This is a genomic window from Nitrospirota bacterium (genome assembly GCA_040757595.1).
Classification (GTDB): domain Bacteria; phylum Nitrospirota; class Nitrospiria; order Nitrospirales; family Nitrospiraceae; genus JBFLWP01.
The window spans coordinates 20,825-35,654 of the sequence record JBFLWP010000005.1; the positions used below are offsets into that span (position 1 = coordinate 20,825).

The 14,830-nt window shown below is 64.5% G+C and carries 20 protein-coding genes; 8 read left to right on the forward strand and 12 right to left on the reverse strand.

What is annotated here, in order from left to right; translation table 11 throughout:
• Positions 1-84 precede the first annotated feature (84 nt).
• From AB1411_06400 to AB1411_06410, 3 genes are all read left to right on the forward strand, one after another.
• Positions 85-1,809, forward strand: coding sequence for an ABC transporter ATP-binding protein (locus tag AB1411_06400; GenBank protein ID MEW6543227.1), 1,725 nt, complete (start codon positions 85-87; stop codon positions 1,807-1,809).
• 69 nt (positions 1,810-1,878) lie between these two features.
• Positions 1,879-2,073: a hypothetical protein gene (locus AB1411_06405; GenBank protein ID MEW6543228.1), complete on the forward strand. Its 195-nt coding sequence runs from the start codon at positions 1,879-1,881 to the stop codon at positions 2,071-2,073.
• Positions 2,074-2,120: 47 nt separating this feature from the next.
• Positions 2,121-2,297 (forward strand): hypothetical protein, encoded by a 177-nt coding sequence (locus tag AB1411_06410; GenBank protein MEW6543229.1) that lies wholly within the window; start codon positions 2,121-2,123, stop codon positions 2,295-2,297.
• A gap of 34 nt (positions 2,298-2,331) precedes the next feature.
• Here the strand turns inward: AB1411_06410 and AB1411_06415 are convergent, their stop codons facing one another.
• The 9 genes from AB1411_06415 to thiS all read right to left on the reverse strand — a co-directional run bounded on the left by AB1411_06415 (position 2,332) and on the right by thiS (position 7,988).
• Complete coding sequence (locus tag AB1411_06415; protein MEW6543230.1) at positions 2,332-2,673, reverse strand: hypothetical protein; 342 nt, start codon at positions 2,671-2,673, stop codon at positions 2,332-2,334.
• A 101-nt stretch (positions 2,674-2,774) separates the two neighbouring features.
• Positions 2,775-3,269: a M67 family metallopeptidase gene (locus tag AB1411_06420; protein MEW6543231.1), complete on the reverse strand. Its 495-nt coding sequence runs from the start codon at positions 3,267-3,269 to the stop codon at positions 2,775-2,777.
• The gene (gene moeB / locus AB1411_06425; GenBank protein MEW6543232.1) at positions 3,257-4,060 is read right to left on the reverse strand and encodes a molybdopterin-synthase adenylyltransferase MoeB; all 804 of its coding nucleotides are present in this window, start codon (positions 4,058-4,060) and stop codon (positions 3,257-3,259) included. The genes AB1411_06420 and moeB (AB1411_06425) overlap by 13 nt, the downstream gene beginning before the upstream one ends.
• A 61-nt stretch (positions 4,061-4,121) precedes the next feature.
• Positions 4,122-4,361: an NIL domain-containing protein gene (locus AB1411_06430; protein ID MEW6543233.1), complete on the reverse strand. Its 240-nt coding sequence runs from the start codon at positions 4,359-4,361 to the stop codon at positions 4,122-4,124.
• On the reverse strand, positions 4,361-4,636 hold the full coding sequence (locus tag AB1411_06435) for a ubiquitin-like small modifier protein 1 (protein MEW6543234.1): 276 nt from the start codon (positions 4,634-4,636) through the stop codon (positions 4,361-4,363). Before AB1411_06435 ends, AB1411_06430 begins: the two co-directional genes overlap by 1 nt.
• Positions 4,633-5,883, reverse strand: coding sequence for a threonine synthase (gene thrC, locus AB1411_06440; protein ID MEW6543235.1), 1,251 nt, complete (start codon positions 5,881-5,883; stop codon positions 4,633-4,635). Before thrC ends, AB1411_06435 begins: the two co-directional genes overlap by 4 nt.
• A gap of 63 nt (positions 5,884-5,946) precedes the next feature.
• Positions 5,947-6,768: a molybdopterin-synthase adenylyltransferase MoeB gene (gene moeB, locus AB1411_06445; protein MEW6543236.1), complete on the reverse strand. Its 822-nt coding sequence runs from the start codon at positions 6,766-6,768 to the stop codon at positions 5,947-5,949.
• Between the two features lie 93 nt (positions 6,769-6,861).
• Positions 6,862-7,791 (reverse strand): cysteine synthase A, encoded by a 930-nt coding sequence (gene cysK, locus AB1411_06450; GenBank protein MEW6543237.1) that lies wholly within the window; start codon positions 7,789-7,791, stop codon positions 6,862-6,864.
• Positions 7,788-7,988 (reverse strand): sulfur carrier protein ThiS, encoded by a 201-nt coding sequence (gene thiS / locus AB1411_06455; GenBank protein ID MEW6543238.1) that lies wholly within the window; start codon positions 7,986-7,988, stop codon positions 7,788-7,790. Before thiS ends, cysK begins: the two co-directional genes overlap by 4 nt.
• A 177-nt stretch (positions 7,989-8,165) precedes the next feature.
• Between thiS and AB1411_06460 the strand changes: the two genes are divergently transcribed.
• The 5 genes from AB1411_06460 (at position 8,166) to AB1411_06480 (ending at position 12,054) form a co-directional block, all read left to right on the forward strand.
• Complete coding sequence (locus AB1411_06460) at positions 8,166-8,543, forward strand: hypothetical protein (protein MEW6543239.1); 378 nt, start codon at positions 8,166-8,168, stop codon at positions 8,541-8,543.
• Positions 8,544-8,623: 80 nt separating this feature from the next.
• Entirely contained in the window at positions 8,624-9,148 is a 525-nt protein-coding gene (locus AB1411_06465; protein MEW6543240.1) for a phospholipase D-like domain-containing protein, read from the forward strand.
• A gap of 14 nt (positions 9,149-9,162) precedes the next feature.
• Positions 9,163-10,458: an NAD(P)/FAD-dependent oxidoreductase gene (locus tag AB1411_06470; protein MEW6543241.1), complete on the forward strand. Its 1,296-nt coding sequence runs from the start codon at positions 9,163-9,165 to the stop codon at positions 10,456-10,458.
• Positions 10,459-10,460: 2 nt separating this feature from the next.
• Positions 10,461-11,255: a hypothetical protein gene (locus AB1411_06475; protein ID MEW6543242.1), complete on the forward strand. Its 795-nt coding sequence runs from the start codon at positions 10,461-10,463 to the stop codon at positions 11,253-11,255.
• Between the two features lie 31 nt (positions 11,256-11,286).
• Positions 11,287-12,054, forward strand: a complete 768-nt coding sequence (locus AB1411_06480) for a TPM domain-containing protein (protein MEW6543243.1) — start codon at positions 11,287-11,289, stop codon at positions 12,052-12,054.
• An 84-nt stretch (positions 12,055-12,138) separates the two neighbouring features.
• Here the strand turns inward: AB1411_06480 and AB1411_06485 are convergent, their stop codons facing one another.
• From AB1411_06485 to amrS, 3 genes are all read right to left on the reverse strand, one after another.
• Entirely contained in the window at positions 12,139-12,573 is a 435-nt protein-coding gene (locus tag AB1411_06485; protein MEW6543244.1) for a DUF5069 domain-containing protein, read from the reverse strand.
• Positions 12,574-12,630: 57 nt separating this feature from the next.
• The gene (locus AB1411_06490; GenBank protein MEW6543245.1) at positions 12,631-13,305 is read right to left on the reverse strand and encodes a DUF3386 family protein; all 675 of its coding nucleotides are present in this window, start codon (positions 13,303-13,305) and stop codon (positions 12,631-12,633) included.
• Positions 13,306-13,394: 89 nt separating this feature from the next.
• Positions 13,395-14,468, reverse strand: coding sequence for an AmmeMemoRadiSam system radical SAM enzyme (amrS, locus tag AB1411_06495; GenBank protein ID MEW6543246.1), 1,074 nt, complete (start codon positions 14,466-14,468; stop codon positions 13,395-13,397).
• Positions 14,469-14,830 lie beyond the last annotated feature (362 nt).

Genomic DNA, 14,830 nt, shown 5'->3' on the forward strand with positions numbered 1-14,830 from the left:
GTTGTGAGCGTTGAGTTTTGAATTTTGAGTTGTGGGTCGTGAAGCAGAAACTCAAAACTTAACGTCCAACACTCAAAATTCTCCGTGAAATCTTTACTCCGCATCCTCCGCTATCTCGCGCCCTACCGTCCGCTCGCTCTGACCACGCTGCTGTGCGCGGCCCTGACCACCGGCCTGGAGCTCGTGCCGCCGTGGCTCGTCAAGATCGTCATTGACGACGTGATTGCGGCCGGCCGGTTCGACTGGCTCCCCTGGGTCGTCGCCGGCCTCTTGCTGGCCTACGGGCTCAGAAATCTGGCCGGTTCCCTCCGCATCCGGTTCAACAACCTGTTGGAGCAGCGGGTCGTGCACGACCTGCGCGAGGAGGTCTTCGCCGCCTTGCAGCGGCTGTCGCTCAGCTACTTCGAGAACCGCTCGACCGGTGAGATCATGTCGCGGGTCGCCAGCGACACGGAGCACGTCGAGCGGATCTTCATTGACGGGCTCGAGGGCATCCTCACCGCTTCGCTGACCCTGGCCGGGATCACGGCCATGCTGTTCGTCCTGAACTGGAGGCTGGCGCTCTTGTCCCTGCTGCCCATCCCGATCCTCGTCCTGGGCGCGATGCTCTTCACCAGGCGGGTCCACCGGTACTACCAGACCATCAGACGGAACGCGGCCGAGTTGAACGCCTACCTCCAGGACGCCCTCTCCGGGATCAGGGAGACGATGGGGTTCAATCGGCAGGCCCACGAGCGCCAACGGTTCGGCGCCCTGAGCCGTCGGTACAGCGACAGCAACCTGAAGGCCATGTTCCTCTGGTCCTACTATTCGCCCGGCATGATGTTCGTCGGCAGCCTGGGAACCGTGCTGATCCTGTGGTACGGAGCGGGGGAGGTCCGGCAGGGGGCGCTCACCGTGGGCGAGCTGGTGATGTTCCTGTCGTACCTGGCCCTCTTCTACGTGCCGATCAACCAGATCCACTCGGTCAACCACATGCTCCAGCACGCGCTGGCGGCCAGCGAGCGGGTCTTCGAGATCCTCGATATGCCGCCGGAGGTGGCGGATCGGGTTGGGGCCGTACCGCCGGCGGACCGGCTGCTGGGGGCGGTGCGGTTCGACGACGTGTCCTTCCACTATCGGCTGGACGTGCCCATCTTGCGGCGTCTCACGTTGGACGTGAAACCGGGGGAACGGATCGCGCTGGTCGGCCCCAGCGGAGCCGGCAAGAGCACGATGCTCAAGCTGCTGATGCGGTTCTACGACGTGCAAGCCGGCGCGGTCACGATCGACGGGCATGACGTGCGGGACCTGCCCCTGGCCTTTCTCCGCAGCCAGATCGGCTTGGTGCAGCAGGAGCCGTTCCTGTTCAACGGCACCGTCCGCGAGAACCTCGCCTACGGAGACCTGACGGCCGATCAAGCCCGGATCGAGGAGGCCGCCCGGGCCGCCCGGGCGCACGAGTTCATCACGGAGCTGCCTGACGGCTACGACACCTGGATCGGCGAACGCGGCGTCAAGCTCTCGGTCGGCCAGAAGCAGCGGGTGTCCATCGCGCGTGTGCTGCTGAAGAATCCTCCCATCGTGATCTTCGACGAAGCGACCTCCAACATCGACACCGAAACCGAAGTCAGGATCCGGGAGGCGCTGCACGAGCTCACCAGGGGACGCACGACTTTCATCATCGCGCACCGGCTTTCGACGTTGCATGACGTGGACCGGATCGTCGTCATCGCGCGCGGACGGATCGTCGAGGAGGGTGCCCACGAGGAGCTGCTGGCCAGCGGCGGGCTCTATATGAGCCTGTACGAGGCCCAATTCCAGTTGTGACCCGCGGCTCCCGTGGTTGCGAGCCGGCGGCCCGGCTGAATATACTGGCTGTCAGGGGGGGAACGGCCGATGGTCCTGATCTTCGAGCACGAACCGCTGGATCACGAGGAGGCCCGTGGCCGGTTCTACCACGTCTGCCGCGGCCGAATCCTCGATGCGGAGCTGGCGGTGCCCCCGCCGGACAAGCCGTATGAGTGCCCGGCCTGCGGGATCGAGTTGGAAGCCGAGGATTTCTGGGTGGCGCGGCTGAAGGGGTCGGTCTAGGCGAAAGCGGGACGATGCCGAGCAGCTCGGGACGAAAGACGGTCGGGGTGGCACGTGGGCTCGTGATGCTCTGCGAGACCTGCTATGACCACGTCGTCGCCGACAGCCTCGTGGACGGGCGGAACTATGTGGCCGATCATGAGGCGCTGTTCGACGCGATCTGCCCCGGCTGCACGGACATCAACCGGCCGCTCATCGACGACATGCTCGGCAGCTCCGAGTAGCCAAGCGCGTCCTGTCTCCGACGGCTGCCCGCGCTTACTTGCAAGTCTTCCCGTCGAAAACCTTACACGCCGATTCCCCGGAGGCTACCTTCCAGGATTTGAGCAGGGGCGCGTTGCCGGGCCTGATCTCCACCACGATGTCGATCATGCTCATGCCTCCGACCGGCAGCTTGTCCAGATGCGGTTTGGCCGCCTCCGGCACTTCCACGGCAAACACCTTGGCGTCGGCCGAGACCACGATGTAGCCCTTTTCCTTGTTGATGAGAATGATGGGGCTGAAGATGCTCTTGTCTTCGGCCAGGACGGGACCGGCGACGAGCGACCAGGAGAAGGCCAAGGAGAGGAAGAAACCCAAGGGAATTCGCGCAGGTGTCATGACGACGTTCCTCCAGCGGACGATAGAGAAGGATTATGGCATCGTTTGAAGACTCGGTCTATACAAATTTTCCCGGCGTGGACGAGGTCATGATGCGGGCGTCAGACCGCCTGAACCTCGGCTGGAAGCACCTGGCCGTTCCTGATCCAGTAGGCGCGGACGTCGGGCTTGGCCTTGTCTTCGAGCGAGACGATCACGTACGCCGCGTCCGGATAGTAAGCCAGGCCAACGTCGGTCATGGACGGGTAGGCGGGGGAGTGGGTATGGGAGTGGTAGATGACAGCCAACTCGAGGCCCCGCTCCCGCATGTCCTTGAAGGCCGCCAGCATCTCCTTGGGATCCATGAAGTAGGCCACCTCGGCGCGGGTCGTCGCGGAGAGGTCACCCAGTCGCTTCACGTTGGCCTCGTCGAACACTGTGACCGCCCGAACGTCCCTAGCCACCGTGTTGGCGATCCGGTAGTGGCGGGTGACCGATCCGCCTTTGCCGGCGAGGAGCCCGCAGCACTCGAACGGGTCCAGCTCTCGCGCGTGCGCGACCATCTCGTCGAGGATCTGCCGGGGGATCTTCAGCGCGGCCACGTTCAGAGGGAGCACGCTACCGTGTAGTCGCGTCCCAGGTCGGTGATCGTAGGATGCTGACCGCAGAGCGGGCAAGCCGGATCTTTGGGGCGGGAGACCTTGCGGAACTTCATCTCCAGCGCGTCGTAGATCAGGAGCTTGTCGGCCAGAGTCTCGCCGATGCCCAGGATCTCCTTGATGGCTTCGGCCGCCTGGAGCACGCCGATGGTTCCGGCCAGCACGCCCAGCACGCCGGCCTCCTGGCAGTTCGGCACGAGCCCGGCCGGAGGCGGCTCCGGATAGAGGCAGCGATAGCAGGGGTAACCTTCGTGAGGTTTGATCGTGGTGAGCTGGCCTTCGAAGCGGAAGATGCTGCCAGAGATCAGCGTCTTCTTGGCGAAGAAGCAGGCGTCGTTGATCAGGAAGCGGGTGGAGAAGTTGTCAGATCCGTCCAGAATGACGTCGTAGTCCGGCAGGAACCGCATGACGTTGTCGGCCGAGACGTTCTCCTGGTAGGTCTTGACCGTGACGTCGGGATTCAGGGCCGCCAGCATCCTCCGGCCCGACTCGACCTTGGGGGCTCCGAGCGTCGCGGTCGTGTGCAGGATCTGCCGCTGGAGGTTCGAGAGGTCCACGACGTCGCCGTCCACCAGCCCGATCGTGCCCACGCCGGCGGCGGCCAGGTACAGGGCCGACGGGGAGCCCAGCCCTCCGGCGCCGATGACCAGCACCTTGGCGCGGGCCAGCTTCTTCTGTCCCTTGCCGCCGACCTCGGGGAGGATGATGTGGCGGCTGTACCGCTGGACCTGTTCGTCGGTGAATTCCATAAGCTCTCGTGATGCGTGATCGGTGACGCGTGACGGGTTAGAAGAAATTAAGAAGCGACACCTATTCGACCACGTTCAATTCGATCGGGTCGACCAGGACGCCCTTCTTCCTGAGCCCTTCGACCGCCCGCTCGATCTCGGCGGTTTCGCCCGTCAGCTCCACGTCCATCCAGCCGGTCGTCTCGCGGACGTCCGCCCGGCGCACGTTGGTCACGACCTTGTACTCGTGGCCGATCTGGTAGATGATCGGCTCCTTGATCTTGTCCTCGGGGAACCGGATGTGAAACCGGAGGCTGGGCATCAACGGCCTCCCGCGATGGCCGGCACGATGGAGATCTCGTCTCCGTCCTTCAGCGCCGTGTCCTTGCCCTTCAGGAAGCGGATGTCCTCTTCGTTCACGTAGATGTTCACGAAGCGGCGGAGTTCCCCCTTCTCGTCGCAGAGCCGGTTCTTCAAACCCGGATGCTGGGCCTCCAGATGGTTGATCATCTCCTCGATGCTCGCTCCCTTGGCCTCGACTTCCCCCTGGCCTTTCGTCAAAGGCCGCAGGGGGGTCGGAATCCGTACCTTGATCATGCGTCTCCCTGCCCCTGTTTGTCCATCTTGAAGGTCCGCTGGAAGCTCACCAGGCTCGGTTGGATGCGGACGGGCCGTCCCACCGCGTCGATCACGGCTTCCTGGGTCTTGAGCCCGTTGCCGGTGATATAGGCCACCGTGACGTCGCCTTTCTTGATGGCCCCCTGCTTGACCAGCTTCCGAAGCACGCCGACCGTGACCCCGCCGGCGGTCTCGGCGAAGATGCCCTCGGTCTGGGCGAGCAGCTTGATCCCCTCGACCACTTCCTCGTCCGACACGGCGTCCATCGCCCCGCCGCTCTCGGCGGCGGTCTTCAGCGCGTAGTAGCCGTCCGCCGGGTTGCCGATGGCCAGGGATTTGGCGATGGTCTTGGGCTTGACCGGCCTGAAGAAGTCCCGCCCCTCCTTGTAGGCGGTTGCGATCGGGGAACAGCCGTCAGCCTGGGCGCCGTTGACCTTCGTCCGCACCTTGTCCACCAGCCCGATCGCCTGCATCTCCTTGAGGCCCTTCCAGATCTTGGTCAGCAGCGAGCCGGAGGCCATGGGGACCACCACCTGGTCGGGGGGCCGCCACCCCAATTGCTCGACCGTCTCGAACGCGAGCGTCTTGGAGCCTTCCGCGTAGTAGGGCCGGATGTTGATGTTCACGAAGGCCCATCGGTGCTCCGCCGCGATCTCGCTGCAGAGCCGGTTCACGTCGTCATAGTTGCCCTCCACCTCGACCACATTGGGCCGGTAGATGAGGTTCCCGAGCACCTTGGCCGCCTCCAGGTCTCCGGGGATGAACACGTAGCACTGCATGCCGGCCGCCGCCGCGTGGGCCGCCACCGAATTGGCCAGGTTGCCGGTCGAGGCGCAGGCCACGGTCTCGTACCCCAACTCTCGGGCCCGCGAGAGGGCGACCGCCACGACCCGGTCCTTGAACGAGAGGGTCGGGTGGTTGACCGTGTCGTTCTTGATGTAGAGCTCGTCCAAGCCGAGGTAGGCGCCCAGGTTGCGCGCCCGCACCATCGGCGTGAAGCCCGCGTGCGGCCCCACGGTCGCGGGCCCTTCGATCGGGAGCAGGTCGATGTACCGCCACATGCTGTGGGGACCGGCCTCGACGCTCCGGCGCGAGACCTTCTGCTTGATCTCGTCGTAGTTGTACTTGACTTCCAGGGGACCGAAGCAGAGCTCGCAGACGTGGAGCGCGGCGGTCGGGTATTCCTTCCCGCACTCCCGGCAAACCAGCGCTTTCATCTTGCTCATGGCGCCACCACTGCAGAAAGGCTCAGGTTGAGGTTCAGGTCGAGTCTCCTCCTCAGCCTCGGCCTAAGCCTCAACCTGAGCCTGCTTCAGCTCGCAGACCTCCGGCTCGTGATCGATCAGCTCCGTGATCGTCGGCTGCTCCCCGCACAGCGGACACTTGGGGTTCCGCCTCGTCCTGATCTCCCGGAACGAGGTCCGGCGCGCGTCGAAGTCCAGCATCCGGTCCGTCAGCGGCCGGCCGATCCCCAGCACCAGCTTCAAGGCCTCGGTCGCCTGGATCGTGCCGACGATGCCGGCCAGGACTCCGATCACGCCCGCCTCCTGGCAGGAGGCAACGAGGCCGGGCGGCGGGGGATTCTTGAACACGCAACGGTAGCAAGCCGACTTTCCCGGCATGATCGTCATCACCCGCCCGTCGAACCGGAGGATGCCCCCGTGCACCAGCGGCTTGCCGGCGAAGACGCAGGCGTCGTTGATCAGAAACTTGGCGGGAAAGTTGTCCACGCCGTCGAGCACCACGTCGTACTGTCGGACCAACTCCAGGGCGTTCTTCGCCATGAACCGGTCCTCGTAGGCTGCCACGTTCACGTCGGGGTTGAGGGCGAGGATCTTCTCCTTCGCCGATTGCACCTTGGGGCGGCCCAAGTCCGGCGTGTGGTGGATCACCTGGCGCTGGAGGTTCGAAAGGTCCACCGCGTCGCTGTCGATCAGCCCGAGCGTGCCCACGCCCGCGGCGGCCAGGTACAGGGCGGCGGGGGAGCCGAGCCCGCCGGCTCCCACGATCAGGATGCGGGACTTGGCGATCTTCTTCTGGCCCTTCCCGCCCACCTCCGGCAGCAGGATGTGCCGGCTGTATCGGGTTACTTGTTCGTCGGTGAATTCCATCACTTCGCTTCGGGCTCGGGGCACGGGGCTCTAGGCTAGGGGAGAAAAAAGGAATATTCTACCTCTCGCCACGCGCCCCATGCCTCGCGCCTTTTAGATGTTAAAGTATTTCTCGATGCTGATGTACCGCTCCCCTGTGTCGGGGAGGATCGTGACCACGGCCTTGCCCGGTCCCAGCTCGTCGGCCACCTTCTGCGCCGCGAAGACGTTGGCGCCGGCGGAGATGCCGACCAACAGCCCCTCCTTCTTGGCCAGGAGCTTGGCCGTCTGGTAGGCCTCGTCGTCCGTGACGGTGATGACCTGGTCCAGGATCTTCCGGTTCAGCACCTTCGGGACGAAGCCGGCCCCGATCCCTTGGATCTTGTGGGGACCCGGGTCTCCGCCGGAGAGGACCGGAGAGCCGGCCGGCTCGACGGCGATGACCTTGATGGCGGGGTTGCGCTCCTTGAACACTTCTCCGCAGCCGGTGATGGTCCCGCCCGTGCCCACCGCAGCCACGAAGGCGTCGAACTTGCCGCCCAGGGCGTCCCAGATCTCCACCGCGGTCGTCTGCCGGTGCATCGCGGGATTGGCCGGATTCGAGAACTGGTCCGGCATGAAGTAGGACGGATTCTGCGCCACGATGCTCTCGGCTTCCTTGATCGAGCCCTTCATTCCCTCCCAGGCGGCGGTCAGGATGAGCTGCGCCCCGTAGGAAGAAAGCAGGCTGGCCCGCTCCATGCTCATGCTCTCCGGCATGACCAGGATCAGCTTGTATCCGCGGACGGCGCTGACCAGCGCAAGCCCGATTCCCGTGTTCCCGCTCGTGGGCTCGACGATCGTGGAGCCGGCCTTGAGCCGGCCCTGACGCTCCGCCTCGTTGATCATGTTGAGGCAGATCCGATCCTTGACGCTGCCGCCGGGGTTGAACGACTCGACCTTGGCGTAGATCGTCGCCGAGCCTTCGCGGGAGAGGCGGTTCAGCCGGACGAGCGGCGTGCCGCCGATGAGCTCGGTGATCTCCTTCCGGAACGCGGGCGTCACAGACCGCCACCCATGTAAAACAGGAATTCCACCTGGTCACCTTCCTTCACGGGGGTGGTCGCGAGATGTTCCCGTTCGATCATCGCGCTGTTCAACTCGACGGCCACCATGTGCGGATCGATGTTCTTGGCCTTCAGCAGGTCCAGGACGGTCGCCCCCTGGACTTCTTCCGCTTTTCCGTTGATCTTGACGAGCATTGAACGCTCCGAAGTGTGCTTGAAGTCACGAGAATTTCAACACGCTAACAAACTGTCCGCGCCCTTGTCAAGGCGAGCGTCTTGACTTTCGCCCGGTTTCACCTACAGTATCACCGCTTTTTGCCGGCACTGGGCGGTGTCGGCAGGCCGCAATGCCAAGCGAAGGTGAGCGGACGCATGTGGAAGCAGAATTTCCTGTTCAGGGACCAGGAGGCCACGCCGCTTCCCCAATCCGAGAACGAGCTGTTTCACGACACGGAGCCGGCTTTGGACAGTGCCGGACTGAAGCTCCAGCGGTTCATTTCCGTCTGGGTCCAGGGCGAAGGGGAAGAACGGACCCCGACCGCCTACACCAGCCTGTACGTGCGTACGGCCGCCCTCGATTCCGACAAACGAGCCGGCTTCCTCCAGCCGTTGCAGGGACGGTCCCACCAGATCAAGCAGATGCTGACGCCCGCCCAGAAGGCCTATCTCAAAGATTGGCTCATCAAGACGTCCCCTCGGGCGTGGGAGGCGGCGGAAGACCACTTCCGGGACCTTTTCGACGCCGACTGACCTCCATGGACCACAAGCCGAGTGGCGGCAGCCCATCACGATCCGTCCGCCCGCGTCCGTCACGCGCGACCTCGTTGGTCATGGTCGCCAGCCTGACGGTGCCGTGCCTGTCGTGGAACTGGTCTGGGCCGGCGGTGGGGGAGGCGGCCACCGTCGAGATCTACTATGCGCCGGAAGACCTGCCGGGTGACCGGCTCGTGTCCCTCTATCAGAAGGCCCGGCGCTACATCTACGTGGCCGTCTACGGCCTGACCTATCCGCCGGCGGTCAAGGCGCTGGTCTCGGCCAAGAAGCGGGGAGTGGACGTGCGGGTGCTCACGGACCGGGGGAAGCTCGACGATCCGAAGCAGCGGGCCGCCCTGGAGACGCTCCGTCTGGCCGGTATCCCCATCAAGGTGAATCAACACGACGGGCTGATGCACCTGAAGCAGGTCGTGGCGGACGACGAGGTGAACACCTCCGGCTCGATGAACCAGACGACGAGCGGCCACCGGTACAACGACGAGCGGCTGGACGTGATCACCGATCCGGTCACCAGTGCCAAGGCGCGTGACAAGTTCCTCTCCATGTGGGACGATGCCGCTCGCTACCAGGCTTGGCGGTGAGGCGGGAAGGACCGATGGGCGGGCAGGACGTGAAGATCGAGACCGATGTGGCAGTGGTCGGGGCCGGGGGCGGGGGCGCGATCCTGGGCCTCGCGCTCGCGCAGAAGGGCGTGCGCACGCTGGTGCTGGAGCAGGCGCCAGGCCCGCCCGGCGGCCTGCGCGGCGAGATTCTCCAGCCCAACGGCCAGCAGGTGCTGGACCGTCTCGGGCTGCTCGGCGAGCTGCCGGCCGAGGCGACGAGAGCCGTGCGCCGGTTCCACTTCTGCGAGGTAGGGGGCGAACGGCTGTGCACGGTGGATTACGGCATGCTGCCACCGCCGTACAACCGCGCCGTCGTCACGCTCCCGAACGTCGTGCACCACGCGATCCTGAAGGCGTTGGAAACCAGGGCGCCCGGCGCACTTCGTTACGGGACCACCTTCAGGGCCCTGATCCGGGAAAGCCGGCGGGTGGTCGGGTTGACGGCCGGCTGTGCGGGAACGACCGTGACGGTGTCGGCCAAGCTCGTGGTCGGGGCCGACGGGGCCCTGTCGCGGGTGCGGGAGGCGCTGGGGATCCGGGCCGAACTGCACCGCTACCCGGAGGGGTACCTCATCGCCGTTCTGGAGAATCCCGAAGGGCTGGAGGAGGCCCGCTACTTCGTGGGCCGGAAGACGATCCTGGGGCTGTTTCCCGCCGGTGGGCGGAAGGTGTACCTGTTTTACATGATTCCCGCCGATTCGATGGACCGGGTCAAGGCCGCCGGGCTCCAGGCCCTGCGCGAGCGCTGGCTGGCGATTGACCCCGGCCTGGAAGGAGTCGTGTCCAGCTTGAAAGGATGGGAACAGACCGCCTACATGCCGACCGGGCGGGTTCGCGCCAGGACGTGGGTGGCCGACGGGGCGGCTCTGATCGGGGACGCGGCGCACGCGATGAATCCCCATGCTTCCCAGGGACGGATGCAGGCGATGGTGGATGCGATGACCCTGGCCGACCTCGTTCCCTCCTGTCTGGAGCGGGGGGACTGGTCCGCCCAGGCTCTGCGCGCCTATGAGGGCCTGCGCCGGCCTCAGGTGGAGATGTTGCAGCGGATGGCCGACGAGCAGGTTATGTTCTGGAATACGGGGAATCCATTCCTCGCCTTTCTTCGGGATCGCGTGTTCCAAACGCTGGACCGCAACCGGCGGCTCCGCTACCAGGTGCTGGCGACCACGGCCGGGCTGAAGGCCGAGCCTCCCTTTGGCTGGACGGACCGGCTGATCGCGGCGGGCCTGCTGCCTGATCCGAAGGCCGACCGTCTTCCGGCCGAGGCGGTGGTGCCGGAGGCCTGAGCATGGGATCTGATCCCCTGATCGCTGCACAGTTGACCGCCGAGTCCCTCCCCTCGGTGCCGGATGAGGTTCGGCAGACGCTCAGGGCCTATCTGAAAGAGGTGCTGCCGCTGTTCAGTCCCACCCTGGAAGCGGCGGTCCTTTACGGGAGCGCCGCGCGCGGGGAGTTCCTGGCAGGGCGCTCCAATCTCAACCTCCTGTTCGTCCTGTCGCGCCACGACCTGACGGTCCTGCAACGGTATGCCGCGGCCCACCGGCGCTGGAGCAAGGAGCAGATCGTGGCCCCGCTGCTGCTGACCCAGGGCGAGCTACGCGCCTCCTCCCGTCTGTTCCCGCTGGAGTATCTGGAGATCAAAGAGTGCCACCTGCTGCTGGCCGGCCGCGACCCGTTTCCTGATCTGTCGGTCGATCCCAAGGCGCTGTTGCTGTCGTGCGAGCAGGAACTCAGCGGCAACCTGTTGAGGCTCAGGCAGCGGCTCGCGGAGGGAAACGGGAGGCCGGATGCGATGTTGCTCCTGCTGCCCCTGTCGCTCACGTCGCTGGTGCCGTGCCTCCGGGGCTTCCTCAGCTTGCTAGGCTGCCAGCCCAAGGGGACGACAGAGGAGCTTCTCCAAGAGATCAAGCCCGCGTTGGATCTGGATTCGGCCGTGTTCCTGGATGTCTTCCATCTCAAGCGGGGTGAGATCAGTCCCGGTCCGGTGGAAATTCCCCGCCTGTTCGAACGGTACCTAGTCGGTTTGCAAGCGCTGCGCGAGCGGGTCGAGACGCTGAAGGAGCAGGGACGGCTTTCGACGTGAGGCGTGAAGCGTGAGACGCGAAACGTAAGACGTGAGACGCCAGACGAAAAAAGATGGAGGGCAAAAGAACGGACCGGTCTGCCGGTTCTTCAGTCTGCTCTTGATCGGTTGCGCCGTCTTCGCCCCTGGGACCGTCCTGGGACGGGCTGCGGACAAGCCGCCGCTCCCGGAGCCTCTGGGCTACGTGAGCGACCATGCCGGCGTCGTGGATCAGGACTGGAAGGCCCGCATCCGGTCGGTCTGTCAGGATCTGGAGCGGAAGACCGGGGTGGAGATGGTCGTCGTGACGGTCCGTACGGTCGAGCCCTATGCCACGGTCAACGACTATGCCTCGGCCTTGTACGAGCGCTGGGGGATCGGGACTGCGCAGCGGGACCATGGGGTGCTCGTGCTGGCGGCGATCGAAGAGCGGCAGGCGGCCATCACCCTGGGCCGCAGCCTGATTCCGGTCCTGAAGCCCCAACTCCTGGAGCAGGTCCGGACCCGCAATATCACGCCGGCGTTCCGCGAGACCCAGTACGGGGAAGGGCTTTACCGGACGGCCGTAGCCCTGGCTTCCGCCATGCAGGACCTCCGCGCGGGCGAGCCGCCCCGGGCCCACAAAAAAGGAGTGGGGGGCGCGATCACGCTGTTCACGAGCGTCGGCGCGCTGTTCTTTCTCTGGTGGATCAGTCGGCCGGACCTGCGCCATCCCTACGGACGGATCAGGCGGGGCGAGTATTGGGGGAGCGGGCTTGGCGGCTTCGGCGGCAACTTCGGCGGCTTCGGAGGAGGAACGAGCGGGGACGGGCTTAGGTAACGGCGTCCCCCGGCAATCGTCGCTCGTGAAGACGGCGGACAAGCAAAGGTGACACGTCCCGCTTGTTCTGTCAGTGCCCTCCAGTTATTGGGGCCTTTCCAAGGGCACTGCCCGTCCTTCCTCCAAGTCCAGCAGGTCGGCCCAGCTCGTGATGTCGGTGCGGGTCGGGTCCACCCGGTCCCGAATGGACTTGAAGTAAGCCCACTTCTCTTCCGTATCCGGTCCCCGCGTCAGCATCATCCGGTTCCAGGCCTCCCGCTCCGCGTCGGTGTGCGGCTTGGCGCGGTGACCGATCCAGTCGGCGATCGCCTCGTCGGGCCGGTCTCGCACGGCCTCCAGAAACTCCTCGGTCGAGATCCCGGCAAATTCGAGGAACCGTTTGTCCATCGGGCAGGGATAGATGTACTCCCCGAGCGTGCCGGCCAGCGCGGCCCGCGCCTTGTCAACCATGCGCGCCAGGTGCACGTAGCCGGCCAGCTTGATTCGGACGCTCCGGGGATAGGAGGTGCGGAGATCCATGCGAGACCCCTCACCCGCCCCTCTCCCGCGAAGGGGAGAGGGTGGGAAGGGCGGAGTTCAGAGCATTTTGTGGTTCGCGAAGGTGAGGGATCTCACGACCACGTCGTTGTTCTCGTAGGAGATGATCCGCCTCGTGGCCGGCAGGTCCGAGGCTCCCACCCGGACGTGCGAGTCGCTGAAGCTCTCCACGTTGGTCAGCTTGCCGTCCTGCGGCGAGTAGTAATAGACCGTGTAGCGGGTGGTGAGGAACTTGCCATCCTGCGTGACGGCGCTGTCCTCGACGTTGATCGTGAAAGCCATGTGGGGCATCTTCCGGTTGATCTGGGTGATCCGTTCGCCCTTGACCCGGTAGAACGAATGCATGCCGTCCCCGTGGATGTGCAGCCGTGGCCCCAACGGGTGCTCCGCATCGTCGCCGACTGTCAGGGCGTACTTTCCGTCGGATTCTTCGAAGCTCCTCGGTCCCCGGTGCACGGCGATCATCGCGATCTGCCCCTCCGCCCATTTCTGCATGTCCGGATCGGGGAGCGACACGTTCACGTCCCTCGGCCCCTTGACGGTGACGCTGCCCCGCGTTTCCTTGCCGTTGACGTTCACGGTCAAGTCGGCCGTGAAGCCCTTGAAGTCCGCCTGCCAGCGGGCGGTCTTGTCGAAGGCCTGGCGCAGGAGGGCCCTGGCCTTGGGATCGTCCTTGACGTCGGTCTTGCCTTCTTCGCGCTTATACATCTCCATGGAATGGACTCCTTTGCATCATGCAGGGGTTGGAAGAATGGGCCTGCTGGCGATTATAAGGCGGCAATCTTCCGGGGCACAACCTCGGTTCAGGTCCAGACGCCGGGGATGGTCATTCCACAGCGGCGGCAGGAGTTTCCGTCCAGAGCAACCTCCAACACCCGATAGCCCATGCGCCTGACGACCGCCTGGCCGCAACCGGGACAGAAGGTATGTTCATAGGGCCCGACCCGGCCGGGGAGGTTGCCGGCATAGACGTAGCGGAGGCCCCTTTTCTGGCCGATCTCGGCTGCTTGGACGAGCGAGCGGGCGGTCGTGTTGTCCGGCTCGAGCATCCGGTAGTCCTTGTGGAAGGCGGTCACGTGCCAGGGAATGTCCGTGGAGACGGAGGCCAGGAACTCGGTCATCGCCCCCAACTCCTGTTCGCTGTCGTTGAAGCCCGGGACGATCAGGGTCACGACCTCCAGCCAGAACCCCATCTGGAACAGCCGCCGGATCGTGTCCAGCACTCCGGCCAACTGGCCGCCCAGCTTCCGATATTCCTCCTGGGAGAACCCCTTCAAGTCCACCTTGTAGAAATCCACCCAGGGCCTGAGATAGGCCAGAACTTCCGGCGTACCGTTCCCATTGGAAATGTAGGCTGTCCTGAGTCCGGTCTGCTTCGCCAGACGGAAAACCTCCACGGCCCATTCACTCGTGATCAATGGCTCGTTGTAGGTGCTGGCGAGCACCGGGGCCCCCTGTTCCTTGGCGAGGGCAACGAGCCGGGCTGGCGAGACGGGCAAGATGGAGCTGACCGCGTCCGGATCGCGCAATGCCTGCGATGTCAGCCAGTTCTGACAATAGCCGCAGTGGTAGTCGCAGCCCAGCATGCCGAAGCTCAAGGCAGAAGAGCCGGGCAGGGCATGGAAGAAGGGTTTCTTCTCGATCGGATCACATTGCAGCGCCGCCACATAGCCGAAGGGGACTCTCAGGGTGCCCTGCTCATTGAACCGGACCTTGCAGATGCCCACGCGTCCGTCACGGATCAGACACCGGTGGCCGCAGGCGTAACAGACCACCTCGTTCCCGGGGCGGACTTGGCAGAGGTCCGGCGCGGCGGGCCTCGTGTAGCCTGTCAGAGTCTTGGCCAGAGGGTGGTCTTGTACCGCTTGCTTGGTCATTGACTTGGGGAAATTATACCGGCTCTCAGGGAAACATCAACACGAATATTTTCAATGGCTTGGGCTTGCTATTCACAGGATGAAATTCGTCAACTTACCTTGAAATCTAACGACTTAGCTCGTTTTTGCTGGAAAACGACAACCATTGAATGTATAATGATTTTTCCTCATAACTGTACCAAAAGAGAGACGCGGCCATCCCTTGTGACTGGATGGAGAAAGGACATGGGGAATGGAGCGACGAGTCGCTTCACATACGGAAGAGGAAGAACTCAATCAACGGCGACGGCTGTTGAATCTTGCCCGGAAAGGGGACCCCAAGGCGATCAACCGGCTGTTCGAGCTCTATCAAGTGCGGGTCT